We start from the raw sequence: 23001 nt of genomic DNA, 5'->3' as shown, positions 1-23001 counted from the left end.
CCAAATCAAGTATTTGAAATAGACCATTATCGCATGATCGCACCTTATTGGTGCGAAACCAGCCCCAGCGGCAAGGATGTCGTGATCTTGATTTGCTCCATCGAGAACGCCGAGGACACCCCGGTGAGCTGCACGGATTTAATCAATTTCTTATAAAACCGGTCATACCCTTCGATATCGCTGGTAACCACCTTCAAAAGATAATCAACGTCGCCGCTCATGCGGTGGAATTCCTGCACTTCCGGCAACGCCGCCACGGCGGCCGAAAAGCGCGCAAACCACTTTTCATCGTGCTGGGTGGTGCGGATGCTGACAAACACCGTCACCGGCAAGCCAACCTTGCGGCGGTTGACGATGGCGACCCGGTTCTCGATATAGCCTTCCTCTTCCAGCCGGCGTAGCCGCTTCCAGCACGGCGTGGAGGACAAACCTACTTGCTCGCTGAGCTGGGCAACCGACAGCGTACCGTCCCGTTGCAGGGCGTCGAGAATGGCGTAGTCATAACGGTCAAGTGTATTCATTCCAATTTTCACGTAAAGATAGGATAAATCCTCTCTATATTACGGGTGGCCGCAGAATTTTGGTACGACTATTTCCGCATAAGTGAGTAAGCTATATGGATGACTACTGAAATCTATCTCGACAGCAACGCCACCAGCGTTGTTCTGCCAGCCGCCATAGCCGCCGCCACCGACACCATGGGCCAGCGCTACGGCAATCCCAGCAGCACCCACGCCACCGGCCTCAAGGCCAAGGTGCTCCTGGACGAGGCGCGCGCCTGTGCCGTGCGCCTGCTGGGCGTCGGTCCCGGCCGGCTGATGTTCAACAGCGGCGCCACCGAAGGCATCCAGACCGCCGTGCTGTCGGCGCTGTACGCGCTGCGCGAACGCCGCGACGCTGGCGAGGCGATTGGCAGCCTGCTGGTCTACGGCGCCACCGAACACAAGGCAGTGCCGGAAAGCCTGGCGCACTGGAACCGCCTGCTGGGCCTGAACCTGACGCTGCACAAGCTGCCGGTCGACCACAATGGCAAGCATAGCCTGTCCGCGCTGCGCGCGATCGCCGGCCAGACGGCGATGCTGTGCACCATGGCCGCCAATAATGAAACCGGCGTAATCACCGATCTGGCCGGCATCGAAGCCGTGCTGGGCGAAACCGCCTGCCAGGCTAGCTGGATGGTTGACTGCGTTCAGGCGCTGGGCAAGCTGAAGCTGGATCTGTCGTCTACCCGCATCGATTACGCGCCGTTCTCCGGCCATAAGCTGCATGCACCGAAAGGCATCGGCATGTTGTACGTGCGCGCCGGCGCGCCGTTCACACCGCTGATCATGGGCGGCGGCCAGGAAAGCGGCCAGCGCTCGGGCACGGAAAACATGGCCGGCATCGCCGCGCTGGGCGTGGTGCTGGCGGCACTGGAGCGCGGCGACACCTTCCGCTCGCAGGCCGACCTGTGCAGTTTCCGCGCGCGGCTGGCAGACAGCCTGCGCGCCGCCTTGCCTGGCGTGGTGTTCAACAATCCCTTCGATATGGCCTTGCCGACCACGCTGAATTTTGCCGTGCCCGGCCTGTCGAGCCGCGAACTGATGGACGTATTCGACGCGGCCGAAGTGCGTGTCAGCGCCGGCAGCGCCTGCTCGTCGTCCAAAGCCGCACCTAGTTATGTGCTGGACGCCATGGGGCTACCGCTGTGGCGCAGCGCTGGTGCGATCCGCATGTCCTTCGGTCCGCTGGCCGACGAAGCGACCATCGCCGCCGCTTGCGCGCGCATCGAGCGTTGCGGCGCCGCCCTGCGCGCCAGCTGTCTGATTCCGTCCGATCGCACCGCCGTGCCGCATGACGGCTTGCTGCAACTCGGCGTAGAAGGCAGTTGCAGCTGGATGGTGCTGGACGCCGCCAGCCGCAGCTGCATCGTCATCGATCCCTTGCCGGATCACACGGCGCGCATCGAAGCTTATGTGCGCTGCCAGAACTATCAGGTGCAGGCGGTAGTCAGCACCTTGCCGAACGCCGGCCGCGCCATGCTGATCGAAGCGCTGGGCCGCCACTTCAACCGCGCCACCGGCGCCGACCATTACGGCTGGCCCGCCAACGCCGGCCAGATCACGCTGGAAAACGGCGCCACCGCCAGCGCCATCAAGCTCGGTGCGCAAGCGCTGGCCAGCGTGTCTGGCGGCACCGGCGACGAGTTGCGTGTCTACCTGCTGGGCGCGACGGAGCAGCAGTGCTTGCCGGCAGAGTCGGTACGCTTTGCGTTCAGCGCACGCCCGGCGCAGCAGGCTCTGCAGGACATCAGCACCGAACGTACGCTGCTGTGCCCGACGCGTGATGAACAGAATCAGTTCTGCATCAGCATGAAGACAAGCTCACCGGCAATCATCGCTGCTGATGCGCAACTCAACAGCAGTGCGCTGGACTCTTTCCTGCAAGCGCATCCGACCACGCGGCTGGTGGACGTGCGCGAGCCGTATGAGTTCGCCGCCACCATCGCGCCAGCGCCGGCCGGCCGCGTTGCCTTGAGCGTGCCGCTAAGCCGCCTGGCCGAATTTGCCAGCGTCTGGATACAGGAAGAACAGACGCCGCTGGTGTTCTTCTGCCGCAGCGGCAACCGCAGCATGAAAGCGGCGCAATGCCTGCGCCGTCTCGGCCATCAACAAGCCTACAGCCTCAACGGCGGCCTCGCGCTCGCCACACCGCTTCCGCTTGCCGCATAAGCATCGGGGGCCAGTCCCCCGATTTTTTTTTGCTGACTGCTATTGCTGACTTCGTTATGTACGTCACCGTACAGTTCCGTTCCGTGCGCCCCCGTACGATTGCTTGGCCCATAATTTTCCATTCGCAGATTCGAAGCGAGGTCCAAGTTGAACAAGTCCAATCCCCTGCTACCCGAGATGACACTCGGGTTCCGCGAATCCCAAGCCGGCGCTTTAGTCAGTGACGAAGACGATGAGGATTTACCGCTGCGGGCGGAACTTTTTAGCGCTGCACAAATGGCGGCGCACGGTAAAACACTGGCGCAACACCACGAACTGAGCAAACGAGGCGGCCGCGACCGCCTGTTGTCGCGCCTGACAGAAAATGCCGCCGTCATCGATTCCACCTGCGATGAGCTGACCGCCGCCATCAAGGCCGGGCGCCAGATCACGCCAGCCTCCGAATGGCTGCTGGACAATTTCTATTTAATCGAAGAACAGATACGCATTGCCCGTCGCCACCTGCCGAAGGATTACAGCAAGGAATTGCCGCGCCTCGGCAAAGGCGCGTCGGACGGCTGCCCGCGCGTCTACAAAATTGCACTGGAAATTATTTCGCATGGCGATGGCCGGGTTGATCCGGAATCGCTGTGCCGCTTCGTTGACGCCTATCAGGAAGTCGCCACGCTGAAGCTGGGCGAGTTGTGGGCGATTCCGATCATGCTGCGCCTGGCGTTGATCGAGAACTTGCGCCGCGTCGCCGCGCGTGTCGCTGAAAACCGCATCCAGCGCGACCTGGCCAATAGCTGGGCCGATCAGATGACTGAGGTCGCCGAGAAAAATCCGAGTGGCCTGATCCTGATGGTGGCGGACATGGCGCGCTCCAATCCGCCGATCACCAGCGCCTTCGTCGCCGAGCTGGCGCGCCGCCTGCAAGGACAGAGTCCGGCGCTGACCTTGGCGCTGACCTGGATCACGCACCGCCTGGCCGAATCCGGCCAGACCATCGAGCAGCAGATCCAGGCCGAGATTCAACTGCAGGCTGCGGAACAGGTATCGATCGCCAACAGCATCGGCAGTCTGCGCTTCCTTGGCACCATGGACTGGCAGGAGTTCGTCGAAACCATGAGTGTGGTGGAGCAGACGCTGCGCCAGGACCCGGCCGATATCTACGGCAAGATGGAATTCGCCACGCGCGACCAGTATCGCCACACCATCGAAAAAATCGCCAAGCGCTCGCGCTTTACCGAAGTGGAAGTGGCGCAGCAGGCCTTGGCGCTGGCGCAGGCCCATCACGGCAAGGGCGATGCGCGCCATGGCCACGTGGGCTTCTACCTGATAGGTGGCGGCCTGGCCGCGCTGGAAAAGCAGGCCGGCATGCGCCGCCCTCTGAGCGAGGCCTTCCAGCAAACCTCGCGCGCTTCGCCGCTGACCTCTTACCTGGGCGCCATCGCCGCGATCGCGCTGGTTGCCACCGCGCTGCTGCTGGAGCGCGCCGCTTATCACGGCGTACATGGCGGCGTGCTGGTGGCGCTGGGCGTACTGGCGCTGCTGGGCAGCAGCCAGCTGGCGCTAAGCCTGGTCAACTGGGTGGCGACGCTGGTCACCCGTCCGCATCCCTTGCCGCGCATGGACTTCAAGGAAGGCATACCGGCCGACGCGCGCGCCATCGTGGTGGTGCCGACACTGGTGTACAGCAAGGAGAATATCGAGGATCTGTTCGAGCAGATGGAAGTGCGCTTCCTGGCCAACCGCGACCCCAACCTGAAGTTCTGCCTGCTGACCGACTTTGCCGATGCGCGCGTGGAGAAAATGCCCAACGACGATGCGCTGATCGAGCAGATGAAGCGCGGCATCGCACATCTGAACCACAAATATGCGAATGGCACGCCGCATACCCCGTTCCTGCTGCTGCATCGTCCGCGCATGTGGAATCCGCAGGAAGGCGTGTGGATGGCTTATGAGCGCAAGCGCGGCAAGCTGGAAGATCTGAACCGCTTCCTGCGCGGCGGCGCGCGCGAGAAATTCTCGGTGGTGGCGGGCGATGTCTCGGAGCTGGAAAGCATCCGCTACGTGATCACGCTGGATACCGACACCCAGCTGCCGCGCGATGCGGCAGCGCAGTTCATCGCCACCATGCAGCATCCGCTGAACCGCCCACGGGTGGACATGCAGCGCCGCCGCGTGACCGAAGGCTATGGCATTCTGCAACCGCGCGTGGCGGTGGCGCTGCCGAGCGAGGACGCCTCGCGCTACGAGAAACTGTGCGGCGGCGAGCCGGGCATCGATCCCTACACCCGTACGGTATCCGATGTGTACCAGGACGTGTTCTTTGAAGGCTCCTTCATCGGCAAGGGCATTTACGATATCGACGTGTTTGAGCAGGTGCTGGGTGGCCGTCTGCCGGAAAACAAAATCCTCAGTCACGATCTGCTGGAAGGCTGCTATCTGCGCGCCGGCCTGCTGAGCGACGCGCAGCTGTATGAGGCCTATCCGACCCGCTACAGCGAAGACGTGACGCGCCGCCAGCGCTGGATACGCGGCGACTGGCAGCTGCTCTCGTGGCTGGCCGGCCGCGTGCCGGGCCAGGGCGGCAAGCGCGAGAAAAATCCGCTGTCGCTACTGTCGCGCTGGAAGCTGTTCGACAATCTGCGCCGCAGCCTGACCGCGCCGGCGCTGGTGCTGTCGCTGATCACTGCGTGGCGCTGGCTACCCGACCCGTGGCTGTGGACCGGCGCCGTGCTGGCGGTGATCTTCCTGCCGCCGCTGGTCAGCATGCTGTACGACCTGTGCCGCCGCCCGCAGGACACCTTGTGGAGCCAGCACGTGCGCGCCTCGGTGCGCCGCGCCGGAATGCAGTTCTCGCATGCGATCCTGATGCTGGTGTTCCTGCCTTACGAAGCCTACTTCAGCATGGATGCCATCCTGCGCAGCCTGTGGCGTTCTTATGTCTCGCATCGCCGCCTGCTGGAGTGGCGCGCCTCGGCGCTGAGCCGCCAGGCCGACGGCAGCGTCAGCACCTGGCGCACCATGTGGATCGCGCCGGTACTGGCGCTGTTCATGGGCGGCTGGCTGCTGGGCTGGCGTCCTGCCAGCCTGCCGCCTGCCGCACTGTTCCTGCTGGCCTGGCTGGCCGCACCGGCGGTGGCCGACTGGATCAGCCGTCCGATCAAGCGCAAGAGCGCCGTGCTGTCGCAGGACCAGACCCAGTTCCTGCAAAAGCTGGCGCGCCGCACCTGGGCGTATTTCGACCGCTTCGTCGGCCCGGAAGACAACTGGCTGCCACCGGATAATATGCAGGAGCATCCGGTGCAGGTGATCGCGCACCGTACCTCGCCGACCAATATCGGCATGGCCTTGCTGGCCAACCTGAGCGCCGCCGATTTCGGCTACATCACGGTGGGGCAGATGATGGAGCGTACCGCCAACACGCTGAACAGCATGGACCAGCTGGAGCGCCATCACGGTCACTTCTACAACTGGTATGACACGCAGACGCTCAAGCCGCTGCATCCGGTGTATATCTCGACGGTGGACAGCGGCAATCTGGCCGGCCACCTGCTGACACTGCAATCCGGCCTGACCGGCCTGTACGACGAGCCGGTGCTGGGCGCGCGGATGATCGAAGGCATAGAAGCCACCGCGCGCGTGCTGCAGGAGACGCTGAGCGCCGTCGCACAAGCGGCCGATCCGGCCGTGCCGGTGATCGACGCCACGGCGGTACTGGCGGCGCTGACGCCGTCGGTGGATGCATCCAATCTTCAACAGCTGCATGGCTGGCTGCTGCGCGCCAGCGCCGCCGCCGATGAATTCCAGCCGCACGCCGCCACCCATAGCGAGGCGGCTGCCATGTGGGCGACCTCGCTGGCGCGCCAATGCCGCGCCGCGCTGGACGAACTGGCCGCGCTGACGCCATGGGCCGCGCTGCCTGCCGAAGCCATCTTCGACACCAGCATGACCCGCGTGCCGACGCTGCGCGAACTGGCCGCGCTGGCGCGCGCCACCGCATCGATTCCGGCAACCGACCTGGCGCCGGACGAACGCGATCGCCAGCAGCGCCTGGCCGAACTGTTCGAGCAGGGCAGCAGCAACGCGCACGAGCGCATGCGCGCGCTGGCCGACCTGGCGCAGCGCTGCGGCGCCTTCGCGCAGATGGAATACGGCTTCCTGTACAACCCGACCACCAATCTGCTGGCGATCGGCTACAACGTCACCGACCGCCGCCTGGACGCCAGCTATTATGATCTGCTGGCCTCGGAAGTAAGGCTGGCCAGCTTTGTCGCCATTGCTCAGGGCCAGCTGCCGCAGGAGCACTGGTTCGCGCTGGGACGCCAGCTGTGCATCGTGGCCGGCAAGCCGGTGCTGCTGTCGTGGAGCGGCTCAATGTTCGAGTATCTGATGCCGCTGCTGGTGATGCCGAATTACCCAAGCACGCTGCTGGATCAGACCTACCAGTCGGTGATCGACGCGCAAATCGACTACGCCAAACAGCGCAACGTGCCGTGGGGGATTTCCGAATCCGGCTATAACACCGTGGACGCCGGCATGAACTACCAGTACCGCGCCTTCGGCGTGCCCGGCCTCGGGCTGAAGCGCGGCCTGGCTGACGACCTGGTGATCGCGCCATACGCCACCATGATGGGACTGATGGTGCAGCCGGAGGCTTCGTGCGCCAATCTGCAGAAGATGGCGGAGCTGGGCTATATGGGCTTGTACGGCTTCTACGAGGCGATCGACTACACGCCTTCGCGCCTGCCGCGCGGCCAGAGCGCCGCCATCGTGCGCTCCTTCATGGTCCACCACCAGGGCATGGGCTTCCTGGCGCTTAGCTATCTGCTGCATGACCGGCCGATGCAGCGCCGCTTTGAATCCGATCCGCTGCTGCAATCGACCCTGCTGGTGCTGCAGGAACGCAGTCCGCAGGCTGGCGCGTTCTACTCCAACACTACCGAGATGGCGGCGATCCGCGCCACCGCGCCGGAACAGGCGATGCCGATGCGCGTGCTGACCCAGCACTCGACGCCGGTGCCGGAAACGCAGCTGCTGTCGAATGGCCGCTACCACGTCATGGTCACCAACTCCGGCGGCAGCTACAGCCGCTGGAAAGACCTGGCCGTGACCCGCTGGCGCGAAGACAGCACGCGCGACAACTGGGGCAACTTCTGCTACGTGCGCGATGTGGAAGACGGCGAGTTCTGGTCCACCACCTTCCAGCCGACGCTGGTCGAGCCGCGCAAGTACGAAGTGATCTTCTCCGAGGGGCGCGCCGAGTTCCGCCGCAGCGACCGCCATATCGACCTGTACACCGAAATCGTGGTGTCGCCGGAAGACGATATCGAATTGCGCCGCACCCGCATCACCAACCATTCGGACCGCGTGCGCACCATCGAAATCACCAGCTATGCCGAAGTGGTGATGGCGCCGGCTGCCGCCGACAACGCCCATCCGGCGTTCAGCAAGCTGTTCGTACAGACCGAGATCCTCAAGCAGGAAAACGCCATCCTGTGCACGCGCCGCCCGCGCGGCGCGCATGAGGTGTCGCCATGGATGATGCATTCGATGATGGTGCACGATGCACCAGTCGGCAGCGTGTCCTTTGAAACCGACCGTTCGCGCTTCATCGGCCGTGGCAACACTGCCGCTGCACCGGGCGCGATGCTGGACGCCGGACCGCTGAGCGGCGGCGAAGGCTCGGTGCTCGATCCGGTGGTGGCCATCCGCTACACCATCACGCTCAAGCCTGACCAGTTTGCGACGGTGGACATCGTCACCGGCATGGCCGAGCAGCGCGACACCGCGCTGCACCTGATCGACAAATACCAGGACCGCCATCTGGCCGACCGCGTGTTTGAACTGGCGTGGACCCACAGCCAGGTGGTGCTGCGCCAGCTCAACGCCAGCGAGGCGGATGGCCAACTGTACGGCCGCCTGGCCAATTCGGTGATCTACCCGAACGCCGGCCTGCGCGCCGAAGCCGCCACCCTGATCAAGAACCAGCGCGGCCAGTCCGGCCTGTGGGCATACGCGATCTCCGGCGACCTGCCGATTGTGCTGCTACAGATTAAAGACGCATCCAACATCGAGCTGGCGCGCCAGATGGTGCAGGCGCACGCCTACTGGCGCCTGAAAGGGCTGGTGGTCGACCTGGTGATCTGGTACGAGGACAACTCCGGCTACCGCCAGGCGCTGCACGACCAGATCATCGGCCTGATCGCCTCCGGCATCGACGCGCAGGCGATCGACCGGCCGGGCGGGATCTTCGTGCGCCTGGTCGACCAGATCCCGAACGAGGACCGGGTGCTGATGCAATCGGTGGCGCGCGTCATCATCAGCGATGGGCGTGGCACGCTGGCCGAGCAGCTCAAGCGTCCGGCGCCGCCGACGCTGCGCATGCCGCCTTTGCAGGCCGATGGCCGCGGCGAATACGCCAGCGCCGGCCCGATCACCCATCCGGCGCGCGGCCTGGTGCTGGAAAACGGCATTGGCGGCTTCACCCCGGATGGACGCGAGTACGTGATCACCACCAGCGCCACCCAGCGCACGCCGGCGCCGTGGTCGAACGTGCTGGCCAACCCGCAGTTCGGCACGGTGATCTCGGAAAGCGGCCAGGCCTACACCTGGCACGAGAATGCCCACGAGTACCGCATTACGCCGTGGCACAACGATCCGGTCAGCGACGCCAGCGGCGAAGCGTTTTACCTGCGCGATGAGCAGAGCGGGCAGTTCTGGTCGCCGACCGCCTTGCCGGCGCGCGGCACTGGCGAGTACATCACCCGCCACGGCTTCGGCTACAGCGTGTTCGAACACATTGAGGCCGGTATCCACAGCGAGATGACCACCTTCGTCGCGCTCGATGCGCCGATCAAGTACACCGTGCTCAAGGTACGCAATGACTCAATGGTGCAGCGGCGCCTGTCGGCGTTCGGCTATGTGGAATGGGTGCTGGGCGATATGCGTTCCAAGTCAGGCATGCATATCATCACCGAGGCCGATCCGGTCAGCGGCGCGCTGTTTGCCCGCAATCCGTATAACACCGAGTTCAGTGGCCGCGTCGCCTTCTTCAACTGCGACGCCACTACGCGCACCATCAGCGCCGACCGTGCCGAATTCATGGGCCGCAACGGCACGCTGGCCGCACCGGCGGCGCTGCGCCGCTCACGCCTGTCGGGTAAGATCGGCGCCGGCCTGGACGCCTGCGCGGCGATCCAGGCGCCGTTCGAGCTGCTGCCGGGCCAGGAACGCGAGATCGTGTTCGTGCTGGGCGTGGCCGGCCGCCGCAACGCCGACGCCAGCAGCCTGGTACAGAAGCACCGCAGCGCCGAGGCGGCGCGCGAGGAACTGGCGGCGGTGCACGCGCACTGGGAGCAGACCCTGGGCGCGGTGCGCATCGAAACGCCGGAGAAGGAACTGGATGTGATCGCCAACGGCTGGCTGATGTACCAGACCATCGCCTGCCGCATCTGGGCGCGCAGCGGCTACTACCAGTCCGGCGGCGCCTTCGGCTTCCGCGACCAGTTGCAGGACGCGATGGCCACCATCCACACCCAGCCGCAGCTGCTGCGCGATCAGTTGATGCTGTGCGCCGCGCACCAGTTCCTGGAAGGCGATGTGCAGCACTGGTGGCATCCGCCGTCGGACCGGGGCGTGCGCACGCACTGCTCGGACGATTACCTGTGGCTGCCGCTGGGTGCCTGGCGCTATGTCTCTGCCACCGGCGACATGAGCATCCTCGATGAAACCGCACCTTATCTGGAGGGCCGCGCGGTCAAGCCGGAAGAGGATTCCTACTATGATATGCCGGCCCGCTCCAGCGAGCATGGCACGCTGTATGACCACTGCCAGCGCGCCATCCGCAACGGCCTGCGCTTCGGCCAGCACGGCTTGCCGCTGATCGGTTCCTGCGACTGGAATGACGGCATGGACAAGGTCGGCGAGCATGGCAAAGGCGAGAGCGTGTGGCTGGCCTTCTTCCTGTGCGAAGTGCTGAAGCGCTTTGCCGAAGTGGCGGACCTGCGCAACGACGCCGAGTTCTCTGCCGAGTGCCGCGAACAGGCGCGCCGCATCGCCGCCAACGTCGAACAAAATGCGTGGGACGGCGAATGGTATCGCCGTGCCTACTTTGACGATGGCACGCCGCTGGGTTCGCACACCAACGAGGAATGCCAGATCGATTCGATCTCGCAGAGCTGGGGCGTGCTGTCCGGCTCCGCCGATCCGGTGCGGGTGCGCGGTGCGATGGAGCAGGTCAATCAGCGCCTGGTGCGGCGCGACTCGGGCATCATCCAGTTGCTCGATCCGCCGTTCGACAAGGCCGGCCCGAATCCAGGTTATATCCGTGGTTACGTGCCGGGCGTGCGCGAGAACGGCGGCCAGTACACCCACGCCGCGATCTGGACCGCGATGGCCTTCGCGCGGCTGGGCGACACCGAGCGCGCCTGGGAGCTGGCGCGGATGATCAATCCGGTCATGCATGGCCGTACTGCCGAAGGTGCGGCTGTCTACAAGGTGGAGCCGTATGTGGTGACGGCCGACGTGTACGCGGTGGCGCCGCACGTGGGACGCGGCGGCTGGAGCTGGTACACCGGCTCGTCGGGCTGGATGTACCGGCTGATCCTGGAGTCGCTACTGGGCCTGACGCGTACCGCCACCCATCTCCAGCTGGAGCCGCGCATGCCGCAGGAGTGGGACAGCTTCACGCTGCACTACCGCTACGGCAGCGCGAGCTACGAGATCCGCGTCAGCAAAGGCGCGACCTCGGCGCCGCAGCTGTCGGTGGACGGCGAACCGCAGCCGGATGGCCGCATCGCGCTGCGCGACAGCGGCCGCAGCCACCGCGTCGAGCTGCTGGTGCCGGCGTCAGACACCCAGGCTGGCGCCGGCACCTAGCAGCGTGGCCACGCCCAGCGCCGCGAAGATCAGCGCGGCGATGCCGTGCACCAGCTTGAGCGAGATCTTGTTGGCGATCTTGTCGCCGAAGTACACGGCCGGCACGTTGGCCAGCATCATGCCCAAGGTGGTGCCGGCCACCACCGCCAGCATGCTGTGGTAGCGGGCCGCCAGCGCCACGGTGGCGACCTGGGTCTTGTCGCCCATCTCCGCCAGGAAGAAGGCGATCAGCGTGGTGAGGAACACGCCATATCGGGCCAGATGGGTTTCTTCCTCGTCCAGTTTGTCCGGCACCAGCGTCCATGCCGCCATCGCCAGGAACGACGCGCCCAGCACCCAGCGCAATAGCTCGGGTCCCAGCAGGCTGGTGATCCAGGCGCCGATGGCGGCGGCAAATGCGTGATTGGCAATGGTGGCGACGAAGATCGCGGCGACGATCGGTAAGGGACGGCGGAACCTGGCGGCGAGTACAAACGCGAGTAGCTGGGTTTTGTCGCCGATTTCTGCGAGGGCGACGATGCCGGTAGAGACGAAGAATGCTTCCATGATCTGAGAGTACGCGGGCCGGAACGGTTAACCTATGACCCAAGCGCAGCTCCGGCCCATCATGGCCGCGCCCTGGTCATGGTCTCGTCAAGCCTAAGCCACCTGCACCACGGTCTGTGGACCGATTATGTTGATACAGGTTCTTGCGCCGTGGAGGCGCAAGCCGACTACTCCCCACTAAAGAGACGTTAGTTTAACACATGCCAGAAACATGCCTATGGTATTCTGCTTCGCGCTGAATACCAATATTGAAAGTATCACCATATGATCAAGAAGACCATTGCCGCGCTTGTGCTATCCGCATGCATGTCGCTTGCCGCTCACGCCGACCCGCTGAGCTACGCCCGTTATGACCAGGTGCGCACCACCGATCTGTACCTGGATTTGAAAGCAGATTTCAGCCACAAGATGTTGTCCGGCTACGCCGAGCTGACGTTGAACTGGATCGACAAGAACGCCCGCACGCTGGTGCTGGACACCAGCGAACTGAATATCGCCAAGGTGCAGGTGCTGAACGCCGCCGGCCGCTGGACCGCCGCCTCCTTCATGCTCGATAAGCTGGATGTGGAGAAGGGCCGCGCGCTGCGCATCGCCTTGCCATTCCAGCCGCAGAAGGTGCGCATCTACTACCGCACCGCGCCATCGGCCACTGCGCTGCAATGGATGAATCCCGAGCAGACCATGTCCGGCAAGCGTCCGTTCATGTTCAGCCAGTCGGAACCGATCAACGCCCGTTCATGGGCGCCGTTGCAGGACACGCCGGCCGTGCGCTTCACCTATAGCGCGCGCATCGACGCGCCGGCCGGCATGCGGGTGGTGATGAGCGCCGAGAACGATCAGCAAGCCACCGGCGCCGGCGGCTGGAAGTTCAAGATGGCGCAGCCGATTCCATCCTATCTGCTGGCGATCGCCATCGGCGAGATCGACGTGCGCAACGTCGGTCCGCGCTCGGCCGTGTACGCCGAGCCGCAGCGTATCGAAGCGGCCGCCAATGAGCTGGTCGATACGGAAAAAATGATCGCTGCCGCCGAAGGCCTGTACGGCCCGTATCGCTGGGAGCGTTACGACATGATCGTGCTGCCGCCATCGTTCCCGATCGGCGGCATGGAAAATCCGCGCATGACCTTCCTCACGCCGACCATGATCGCCGGCGACCGCAGCCTGGTGGATCTGATCGCGCATGAGCTGGCGCACTCGTGGTCCGGCAACCTGGTCACCAACGCCTCGTGGAAGCACTTCTGGCTCAACGAAGGCTTCACCACCTATGTCACCACCCGCATTGTTGAAAAGCTGTACGGCGATGAAGTGGCGGAGATGAATTTGCAGGTGGAGCAGGAAGAGGCGATGGCTTCGCTGGCCGCCATCCCGGCCGCCAAACAGGCGCTGCTGACGCGCGACCCGGACAGCAGCGCGGCCAGCTACACCGACACCAGCCTGGTGTATCCGAAAGGCGCATGGCTGCTGCGCACGCTGGAGCAGCGCGCCGGCCGCGCCGTGTTCGACCCGTTCCTGCGCGGCTGGTTCGACCAGCACGCCTTCCAGTCGGCCACCACCCAGGAATTCGTCGACTACCTGAAGAAGAACCTGCTGGATGCGCATCCGGAAATCATGTCGCAATCCGAGCTCGATGAATGGTTGTACGGTCCTGGCATTCCAGCCACCGCCAAGCACGCGGCCTCGCCGCGCCTGGCCGCGCTGGATGCGCAGCGCGACGCCTGGCTGAAAGGCGAGCTGCCGACCGCCGAGCTGCCAGCGAAAAACTGGATCGCGCTGGAATGGATGCACTTCCTGAACGGTATCGACGGCAAGGCCAGCGCGCTGCAAATGCAGCAGCTGGACCAGAATTTCGCGCTGGGCAAAACCGCCAACAACGAAATCGCCTATCGCTTCCTGCAGGCGTCGGTGAAGGCCGGCTACAACGTGCGCGAGCCGCTCGGTAAATTCCTGATGAGCGTGGGCCGCCAGAAGTTCGTCGTACCGCTGTACGCGGCGCTGCTGAAAAACCCTAACGAAAAAGACTGGGCCAAGTCGCTATACGCCAAGGCACGCAGCCACTATCACCCGGTCACCCAGGCTTCCGTTGATAAGGCATTCAAACAAAAATGAAAATGCATCGTACCTTCGCAGCCACCGCATTGGCGCTGGCTGTCTGGGGCGCGGTCGCGAGCGCGCCAGTGATGGCGGCGCCGGCGGCAGCGTCCGTTCCTGCCTTTAACTTGGATGCGGATGTCAACCGCGCACTGAAAACCTTCGACGTGCCGGGCATGGCGATTGCCATCGTCAAGGATGGCAAGGTGGTTGCGGCCAAAGGCTATGGCGTGCGCAAGCTGGGCGAGCCGGCACCGGTGGATGGCAAGACGCTGTTTGAAGTCGCCTCCAACTCCAAGGCCTTCACCGCCGCCGGCCTGGCGATGCTGGTGGACGAAGGCAAAGTGGCCTGGGACGATCCGGTCACCAGGCACCTGCCGGGCTTCCAGATGTATGACTCCTATGTCACCGGCCAGATGACGGTGCGCGACCTGCTGACCCACCGCAGCGGCCTCGGTTTGGGCGCCGGCGATTTGCTGTGGTGGCCAAGCACCCAGTTCAGCACCGACGAAATCATCGAGAAGCTACGCTACATCAAGCCGGCCACCAGCTTCCGTGCCAGCTACGCCTATGACAATCTGCTGTACATCGTGGCCGGCAAGATCATCGCCGAGAAGGCCGGCAAGCCATGGGGGGAGGCGATCCGCGAACGTATCCTGACGCCGTTGGGGATGACCGGCACCACCACCAGCGTGGCCGAGATGCTGGCCAGTAGCGACTACTCGGCGCCGCACAGCAAGATCAACGACAAGATCGCGGTGGTCAAGCCCATGCCGGTGCCGAACGCAGTGGGCGCGGTCGGCATCAACACCAGCGCCGAAGACATCGCGCGCTGGATGACGGTGTTGCTCAACAACGGCAAACTGGAAAACGGTCAGCAGCTGTTCAGCGCCAAGCAGGCTGCTGAAATGTGGACCCAGCAGACGCCGATGCGCATCCGCGAACCCAAGCCGGCGCTGGCCGCCACCAAGCCGAACTTCTACGCCTATGGCCTGGGCTTCCAGCTGCGCGACTACAAGGGCCGCAAGATCGCCATGCACGGCGGCGCATTGCAGGGCTTTTATTCGACCGTGCTGATGGTGCCGGAAGAGAAGCTGGGCATCGCCATCCTGACCAATGCCGAGAATAGCCCGGCCATGGCCTCGCTGTACTACCGCATCCTCGACCAGTACCTGAAAGTGGCACCGACCGACTGGATCAAGCTGTATGCCGAGCAGGAAGCAGCGATGCACAAGGAAGAGCTTGAGCGCCAGGGCAAGGAGCACACGGCGCGCGCGGCGGAATCGCAACCGTCGCTGCCGCTGGCGGCCTACGATGGCGAGTATGAGGACGCATGGTACGGCAAGGCCAGCATCCGCGAAGAGGGCGGCAAGCGCATCCTGCGTTTCGCGCGCACGCCGGACCTGAGCGGGGAACTGGAGCACTTCCAGCACGATACCTTCATCGTGCGCTGGAAGGAACGCAACTTCAACGCCGATGCGTATGTGACCTTCGCGCTGAATCCGGACGGCAGCATCGAGCGCATGAAGATGGCGCCGATTTCCACCGAAACCGACTTCAGCTACGACTTCCGCGACCTGCTGTTCACGCCGGTGAAGGCGGCGGCCAAGCAGTAAGCCTGGGGCGGCTGATGGTACAATGCCGCCCTCGCGTCGCTGCCCCTGCCTGGCCAGGATGCCAAGTTTGAACGATTACTATCGAAGGAAAGAATGCTATGCAACGTATTATGCTGCGCTCCAAGCTGCACCGCGTAACGGTGACCCAGGCTGACCTGAACTACGAAGGTTCCTGCGGTATCGACGTGGATCTGCTGGAAGCCGCCGACATCAAGGTCAACGAACAGATCGAGCTGTATAACGTCAACAACGGCGAGCGTTTCGCCACCTACGCCATTCCAGGCAAGCGCGGTAGCGGCGAGATTTCGCTGAATGGCGCAGCCGCGCGCAAGGCGCAGCTGGGCGACCTGCTGATCATCTGCACCTACGGTCCGATGACCGACGCGGAAATCGAGACGCACGTGCCGAAGCTGGTTTTCGTCGACGAAAACAACAAGATCAAGAGCGTGAAGAAGTAATTCAGGCTACCAGCATTAAGCAAGCAGCAAGCAAGAGGCGCTCCCCGGAGCGCCTCTTTTTTTATGCCTTGCTGCCGTCCTGGCGCAGCAGCTGCGACATATATTGCGGCGTGATGCCCAGGAAGGAAGCCACGACCTTTTGCGAGATGCGCTGCTCCAGGCCTGGGTACTCGCGGCGGAAGGCGTTCAGGCGGCCCTGCGCCGGCGAGGCGTTCAGGTACAGCCGGCGGCTCTGGTCGATGATGCTGCGCTGCGCCGCACCCAGGTAGTAATCGCGCAGGCGGCTGTTACTTTCATACAGCGCACTGACTTCGGACCAGTCCAGGCGGTAGCCCTGGACGGCGGTTTCCGCCACCACGAAATTGATCGCCGGCTCGTCCTCGCGCGCGCGCAGCAGGTCGTCGTGCGCGCCCACGGCGTCGCCGTCGGACTGGAAGTGCAGCGTGACTTCGTTGCCGGATTCGGTGATGAAGCCGGTGCGCGCCACGCCGGCGTGCAGCCAGTGGATGTATTGCGCGGGCGTGCCGATGCGCTGCAGGTACTCGCCCTTGCGCACGCTGAACGGCGTGGCGAGTGGCGCCAGCAGGCGGCTAGCCTCGTCGTATAGTTCGGTAGTCACGCCGTAACGGCGTGCGATGACTTCGCGGTATTTCGCGCGGTGTTCCAGAAAGGTTGTGCTCATCTCAGTTTTTTAGGAGTGGCGGTGGATGTTCTGCCGACAATGTTGTTTATGGTCGGCAGCAAAAACGAAGCTGAAAGTGTAAACGGTTTCAAAGTCGTTGACACAATATTTGTTGCAAATTAGAACGAAAATTAAAAATATATTTCAAACTTCAATAAATTGACGTTCCCGCCACTAAAAAATGATTTTGAGTTACCATTATTCAACTATTTTAACTTTTAATTGCAGGGGACATATGAAAATCACCGACCTGAGCATCGGTCGCCGGATGGCACTGGGCTTCACTATTATTTTGGCGATTCTCGTCCTGAACACCGGCCTTGGCATCTACCGCCTGCAAGGCGTGGCCAACGCCACGCGCGACATGATGGCGCAGCCGCTGGCCAAGGAACGCATGGTGTCCGACTGGGCGCGCAACGTCTCCACCGGCATACGCCGCGCCACCGCCATCGCCAAGAGCGCCGACCCGTCGCTGGCCGGCTTCTTCGCCGCCGAGACCAAGGCCGCCACCGACCATTCGCAAAAATTGATCAAGCAGATCGAAGAACTGACCAACGACGATGACAAGCCGCTGATGGTGGAGCTGAACGCTTCCCGCCAGGCTTACCTGAGTTCGCGCGACGCGCTGACCAAGGCCAAGACCGCCGGCGATCCGGCCGAGGCGGCGCGCCTGCTGGAGCAGGTGTTCCTGCCGGCCACCAAGGTATATGAAGCCAATCTGCAGCGCATTCTGGATCACCAGCGCAAGCAGATCGACATCGCCGCCCAGCACATCGACGAAGTCGCCGAGCAGAGCCGTAACCAGCTGGCGCTGCTGGCGGTGCTGGTGGTGGCGTTTGGCGTGGCCTTCGCCTGGTGGCTGACCCAGGGCATTACCGGCCCGATCAATGAAGCGGTGGCGCTGGCTGAACGCGTGGCCGAGGGCGACCTGGCCGGCAATGTGGAACGCGCGGCCGGCGACTACAGCAAGGATGAACCGGGCAAGCTGCTGCATGCGCTGCAGCGCATGTCGTCCAGCCTGGTGCGCATCGTCGGCCAGGTACGCAACGGCACTGATGCCATCAGCACTGCCTCGTCGGAAATCGCCGCCGGTAATCTCGACCTGTCGTCGCGCACCGAGGAGCAGGCCAGCTCGCTGGAAGAAACCGCCGCGTCGATGGAGGAGCTGACCAGCACCGTCAAACAGAATGCCGACAATGCGCGCCAGGCCAACCAGCTGGCGGCCAATGCCGCCGACGTGGCGCAGCGCGGCGGCGCGGTGGTGTCGGACGTGGTGCGCACCATGGCCTCGATCGATGCGTCTTCCAAGAAGATAGTCGATATCATCGGCGTGATCGATGGCATCGCCTTCCAGACCAATATCCTGGCGTTGAATGCGGCGGTGGAAGCGGCGCGCGCCGGCGAACAGGGACGCGGCTTTGCGGTGGTAGCGTCCGAGGTGCGCAACCTGGCGCAGCGTTCGGCCGGCGCCGCCAAGGAGATCAAGGCGCTGATTGATGATTCGGTCGGCAAGGTGGAGGCGGGCACGCAGCTGGTGGGCCAGGCCGGCAGCACCATGGGCGAGGTAGTGCATAGCATCGAGCGAGTCACTGCCATCATGGAGGAGATCAGCAACGCCAGCGTGGAGCAGACGCACGGCATCGAACAGATCAACCAGGCGGTGGCGCAGATGGACCACGTGACGCAGCAGAACGCGGCGCTGGTGGAACAGGCTGCCGCAGCAGCAGGCGCCATGCAGGAACAGGCTGCACGGCTGGCCGACGCGGTCAGCATTTTCAAGCTGGATCAAGTGGCTGCGTCGCGTGTGGCGTTGCGCAGTGCAGCACCTGCGCGATTGCGCTGAACGACCGAATCGACGCCGCCGTCAACAGCGGTTGTATCGTTGCAACAGGCTTCGCATTCGCTATGAGTTGATGGCGCGTGCGCGCGTTTCTGCGCTACAGTGGACCTCCCGGAAGGCGCTGCCTGTGTGGCGCCCGGCTACGACAGTGGGGTGGCGTCCAGTGATCAGTCAAAGTGGATTGAGTAGCAAAACAGTAGTCCCGTTCGGCCTCGCCGCAGCGGGGGCCTTGGGCACCATCGTCGCAGGCTGGAGCACGTGGGGCTGGTATACGCTGATCTGGGCGGCGCTGTTGCTGGGCGCTGCGGCCTGGCTGACGCGCGACAGCGGCTTCGGCGCACCCGGCGTGCATGGCGACAACGCCATGATCGATCACTATCTGGAAGGACGCGAACGTTTCACCGACGCGGTGCTGCCGGTGTGGTGCAGGCATATCGAAAACTCGCGCACGCAAATGGAGGAAGCCGTCTCCGACCTGGCGTCGCGCTTCTCCAATATCGTCGACAAGCTGGATAACACGCTGCACGTCTCCAGCGCGAGCAGCCACGGCGAGCATTCAATGAGCGAGGTGTTCGCGCACAGCGAAACGCGGCTGGGCTCGGTGGTGTCGACGATGAAATCGGCGATGGCGTCCAAGCACGCCATGCTGGCGCAGATCAAGGATCTGGAACGCTTTACGCGCGAGCTGCGCGGTATGGCCGAAGGCGTGGCCAGCATCGCCGCGCAAACCAATCTGCTGGCGCTGAACGCCGCCATCGAAGCAGCGCGTGCCGGTCCGGCCGGCGCCGGCTTCGCGGTGGTGGCCACCGAGGTGCGCATGCTGTCGATGCGCTCGGCCGAAACCGGCAAGGAAATCACCAACCGTGTGGGCCTCATCAGCAGCGCCATTCTTGCCGCCAGCCAGGCGGCGGAGCAGTCCAGCGACGCGGAAGACAAATCGATGCAGTCGGCCGAGGGCATGATCGAAGCGGTGCTGAATGAATTCCGCGCCATGACCGACGCGCTGGTGCAATCATCCGAACAGCTCAAACAGCAAAGCGTCGGCATCCAGGGTGAAGTGGGCGAGGCGCTGGTGCAGCTGCAATTCCAGGACCGCGTCAGCCAGGTGATGTCGCATGTGCGGGCGAATATGGAAAGCCTGGCGCCGCTGCTGGGCGAGTATCGCCAGCGCTATGCGGACAGCGGCGTGCTGGAAGCACCGGACCCGGAGCGGCTGATGGGCGCGCTGCAGAAGACCTATGCGATGGCCGAGGAACACGCGGTGCACAGTGGCGCGAAGCTGGCCGCGCCGGCCGCCTCCGACGCCGACGAGATCACTTTTTTCTGAAGGTGGATAAGCTATGGGAAAAACCATTATGGTGGTGGATGATTCGGCCTCGCTGCGCCAGGTGGTCGGGATTGCGCTGAAGGGCGCCGGCTACGATGTGATCGAGGGCCGCGATGGCGTGGACGCGCTGTCCAAATGCACCGGGCAGAAAATTCATCTGGTGGTGTGCGATGTGAATATGCCGAATATGGATGGCATCACGTTCGTCAAGCAATTCAAGCAGCTGCCCAATTACAAGTTCACGCCGGTGATCATGCTGACTACTGAGTCGCAGGAGAGCAAGAAGGAAGAGGGCAAGGCGGCCGGGGCGAAAGCCTGGGTGGTCAAGCCGTTCAAGCCGGAGGTGCTGCTGGGCGCCGTCGCCAAGCTGGTGCTGCCATAATCAACGGAGGCTGCCATGGCCGATGAAATCACCCGTATTGCCCTCGACGGCGAGCTGACGATTTACCGCGCCGCCGACTTGAAAGTCAGTGTGCTGGAAGCGCTGCGCAAGGCACGGCTGCTGGAAATCGATTTATCCGGCGTGACCGAGCTGGATACCGCAGGCTTGCAGGTGCTGATGCTGGCCAAGCAGGTGGCCGCCGCCGAACAGCGCACGCTGCGCCTGGTGCAGCACAGCCCCGCCGTGGTGGAAATCTTTGAAATGCTGGACCTGGTCGCCTTCTTCGGCGACGCCGTGCTGATACACGCTTGAGGGAAGAGCCATGAACCTGGATGACGCGCTACAGACTTTTATCGCCGAGAGCCGCGAGCTGCTGGAAGAAATGGAGAACGCGCTGCTGAATGTGGACCTGGCCGGCGACCAGGGCGAGGCGATCAACGCCATCTTCCGCGCGGCTCACACCATCAAGGGTTCGGCCGGCTTGTTCAGCCTGGACCACATCGTCGCCTTCACGCATGTGGTCGAAAGCCTGCTGGACAAGGTACGCGACGGCAGCGTCACGCTCAACGATGAAATGGTGGTGCTGCTGCTGTCGTGCTGCGATTACCTGTCCGGCATGATGGACGCGCTGGCGGCCGGCCGTCACGAACAAGACCCCGACACCGCACCGGAAGGCGAAATGCTGCAACAGCAGCTGCGCCGGCATATGGATGGCGAAGCCGCCCCCAGCGCAGTGCCAGCGCTGCATGCCGAACCTGGCGTCGAACGCATAGACGCTCAGCGCGGCGATAGCGACTACTGGCATATCTCGCTGCGCTTCGGCCGCAGCGTGCTGCAAAACGGCATGGACCCAATCGCCTTCCTGCGCTACCTGGGCAAGCTGGGGCGCGTGGTTGGTATCGCCACGCTGCCTGACGCGCTGCCATCGGCCGAGGAAATGGATGCAGAACAGTGCTACCTCGGCTTTGAAATCGCCTTCGACAGTACCGCCGATCGCGCGGCGATTGCCGGCGTGTTCGAGTTTGTGCAGGATGACTGCGAGATCCGCATCATCCCGCCGAACAGCAAGGTGTCCGAGTATGTTGACCTGATCCGCGCTCTGCCGGAGCGCGCCGCACGGCTGGGTGAAATCCTGGTCCATTGCGGCAGCGTTACCGCGCATGAACTGGAAGAGGCCTTGCAGCAGCAGTCAGGCAAGCAGGAACAGGCGCTCGCACCGCAGCAGCTGGGCAGCATTCTGGTCGGCGCCGGCAATGTGCCGCCGGTGGTGGTGGAGGCGGCACTGGCCAAGCAGAAGCAGGTCAGCGAACAGAAGGCGCAGGAGAGCCGCTCGATCCGCGTCGACTCCGACAAACTGGATAGGCTGATCGATCTGGTGGGTGAGCTGATTATCGCCGGTGCGCGCGCCAATATGATCGGCCAGCACATACAGAACAGCGAGCTGCTGGAGTGCACGTCCACGCTGAGCGGGCTGGTGGAGGATGTGCGCGATGCGGCGCTGGAGCTGCGCATGGTGAAGATCGGCGCTACCTTCAACCGCTTCCAGCGCGTGGTCCATGATGTGGCGCGCGAGCTGGGCAAGGATATCGGCCTGATCGTCGATGGCGAAGATGCGGAACTGGACAAGACCGTGGTGGAGAAAATCGGCGATCCGCTGATGCACCTGGTGCGCAACGCCATGGACCACGGCATCGAACCAGCCGAGGCACGGCTGGCGGTAGGCAAGCCGGCCAAGGGCATGATCAAGCTGAACGCCTTCCACGAGTCGGGCAGCATCGTCATCGAAGTCAGCGACGATGGCGGCGGCCTGCGCAAAGAAAAAATTCTGGCCAAGGCCATCGAGCGCGGGCTGGTGGACCCCGAGCGCAAGCTGAGCGACAGTGAAATCTACAACCTGATTTTTGAAGCCGGCTTTTCGACGGCGGAGAAGATCACCAATCTGTCCGGGCGTGGCGTCGGCATGGATGTGGTCAAGCGGAATATCCAGGCGCTGCGCGGCAGCGTGGATGTCGGCAGCAAGGAAGGCGAGGGCACCACCGTCACCGTGCGCCTGCCGCTGACGCTGGCCATCATCGACGGTTTCCTGGTGCAGCTGGGCGCGTCGGTGTTCGTCATTCCACTGGATATGATCGAGGAATGCATCGAGTACGCCACCGAGCCAGGCCAGGACTATACCAATCTGCGCGGGCAGGTGCTGCCGCTGGTGCGCCTGCGCACGCTATTCCGCATCGATGGCAGCGCCACGCGGCGCGAGAGCATTGTGGTGATCCGCTTCGGCAACCAGCGCGCCGGGCTGGTGGTGGATACGCTGCTGGGCGAATTCCAGACCGTGATCAAGCCACTCAGCCCGATGTTCAGCGAGGTCAAATGCATCAGCGGCTCCACCATTCTGGGTAACGGAGAAGTAGCCCTGATCCTGGACGTGGCGGCGCTGATGAACAGCGTCGGCGGCAAGGGGCCCTTGGCGGCGCTGGCCGCATAGGAGA

Annotated in this window: 13 protein-coding genes and 1 riboswitch; of the genes, 10 read left to right on the top strand and 3 right to left on the bottom strand. The window is 63.7% G+C overall.

The window, feature by feature from the left end:
* Positions 1-44: 44 nt before the first annotated feature.
* Entirely contained in the window at positions 45-521 is a 477-nt protein-coding gene (locus KW842_RS25450; protein ID WP_218306917.1) for an Lrp/AsnC family transcriptional regulator, read from the bottom strand.
* Between the two features lie 99 nt (positions 522-620).
* On the opposite strand from KW842_RS25450, the gene KW842_RS25445 reads away from it, so the two are divergent.
* Together KW842_RS25445 and KW842_RS25440 are read left to right on the top strand one after the other, a co-directional pair.
* Positions 621-2711 carry an aminotransferase class V-fold PLP-dependent enzyme gene (locus KW842_RS25445; RefSeq protein WP_218306916.1) on the top strand — a complete coding sequence of 697 codons (2091 nt, stop codon included), beginning with the start codon at positions 621-623 and terminating at the stop codon, positions 2709-2711.
* A gap of 177 nt (positions 2712-2888) precedes the next feature.
* On the top strand, positions 2889-11576 hold the full coding sequence (locus KW842_RS25440; protein WP_218306935.1) for a GH36-type glycosyl hydrolase domain-containing protein: 8688 nt from the start codon (positions 2889-2891) through the stop codon (positions 11574-11576).
* Here KW842_RS25440 and KW842_RS25435 read toward each other — a convergent pair.
* Complete coding sequence (locus KW842_RS25435) at positions 11547-12122, bottom strand: TMEM165/GDT1 family protein (protein ID WP_218306915.1); 576 nt, start codon at positions 12120-12122, stop codon at positions 11547-11549. The genes KW842_RS25440 and KW842_RS25435 overlap by 30 nt on opposite strands.
* Positions 12123-12151: 29 nt before the next feature.
* A riboswitch (yybP-ykoY riboswitch) is annotated at positions 12152-12310 on the bottom strand.
* A 76-nt stretch (positions 12311-12386) separates the two neighbouring features.
* On the opposite strand from KW842_RS25435, the gene KW842_RS25430 reads away from it, so the two are divergent.
* The 3 genes from KW842_RS25430 to panD all read left to right on the top strand — a co-directional run bounded on the left by KW842_RS25430 (position 12387) and on the right by panD (position 16284).
* Positions 12387-14228 (top strand): M1 family metallopeptidase, encoded by a 1842-nt coding sequence (locus KW842_RS25430; RefSeq protein ID WP_218306914.1) that lies wholly within the window; start codon positions 12387-12389, stop codon positions 14226-14228.
* On the top strand, positions 14225-15826 hold the full coding sequence (locus KW842_RS25425; protein WP_218306913.1) for a serine hydrolase: 1602 nt from the start codon (positions 14225-14227) through the stop codon (positions 15824-15826). The genes KW842_RS25430 and KW842_RS25425 overlap by 4 nt, the downstream gene beginning before the upstream one ends.
* Before the next feature lie 98 nt (positions 15827-15924).
* The gene (panD, locus tag KW842_RS25420) at positions 15925-16284 is read left to right on the top strand and encodes an aspartate 1-decarboxylase (protein ID WP_218306912.1); all 360 of its coding nucleotides are present in this window, start codon (positions 15925-15927) and stop codon (positions 16282-16284) included.
* Positions 16285-16345: 61 nt separating this feature from the next.
* On the opposite strand, the gene KW842_RS25415 is transcribed toward panD, so the two are convergent.
* Positions 16346-16966, bottom strand: coding sequence for a Crp/Fnr family transcriptional regulator (locus KW842_RS25415; RefSeq protein ID WP_218306911.1), 621 nt, complete (start codon positions 16964-16966; stop codon positions 16346-16348).
* 235 nt (positions 16967-17201) lie between these two features.
* Between KW842_RS25415 and KW842_RS25410 the strand changes: the two genes are divergently transcribed.
* The 5 genes from KW842_RS25410 to KW842_RS25390 all read left to right on the top strand — a co-directional run bounded on the left by KW842_RS25410 (position 17202) and on the right by KW842_RS25390 (position 22997).
* Positions 17202-18809 (top strand): methyl-accepting chemotaxis protein, encoded by a 1608-nt coding sequence (locus tag KW842_RS25410; protein WP_218306909.1) that lies wholly within the window; start codon positions 17202-17204, stop codon positions 18807-18809.
* Positions 18810-19035: 226 nt separating this feature from the next.
* Positions 19036-20133 (top strand): methyl-accepting chemotaxis protein, encoded by a 1098-nt coding sequence (locus KW842_RS25405; protein ID WP_229223901.1) that lies wholly within the window; start codon positions 19036-19038, stop codon positions 20131-20133.
* A gap of 13 nt (positions 20134-20146) precedes the next feature.
* The gene (locus KW842_RS25400; protein ID WP_090192355.1) at positions 20147-20515 is read left to right on the top strand and encodes a response regulator; all 369 of its coding nucleotides are present in this window, start codon (positions 20147-20149) and stop codon (positions 20513-20515) included.
* A gap of 15 nt (positions 20516-20530) precedes the next feature.
* Positions 20531-20827, top strand: coding sequence for a lipid asymmetry maintenance protein MlaB (locus tag KW842_RS25395; RefSeq protein WP_218306907.1), 297 nt, complete (start codon positions 20531-20533; stop codon positions 20825-20827).
* Positions 20828-20837: 10 nt separating this feature from the next.
* Entirely contained in the window at positions 20838-22997 is a 2160-nt protein-coding gene (locus KW842_RS25390) for a chemotaxis protein CheA (RefSeq protein WP_218306906.1), read from the top strand.
* The last annotated feature ends 4 nt before the right edge of the window (positions 22998-23001 follow it).

Origin of the sequence: Duganella sp. sic0402 (assembly GCF_019219065.1) — a bacterium.
Taxonomy (GTDB): Bacteria; Pseudomonadota; Gammaproteobacteria; order Burkholderiales; family Burkholderiaceae_D; genus Rugamonas.
This window is presented reverse-complemented; position numbering and strand designations above follow the sequence as displayed.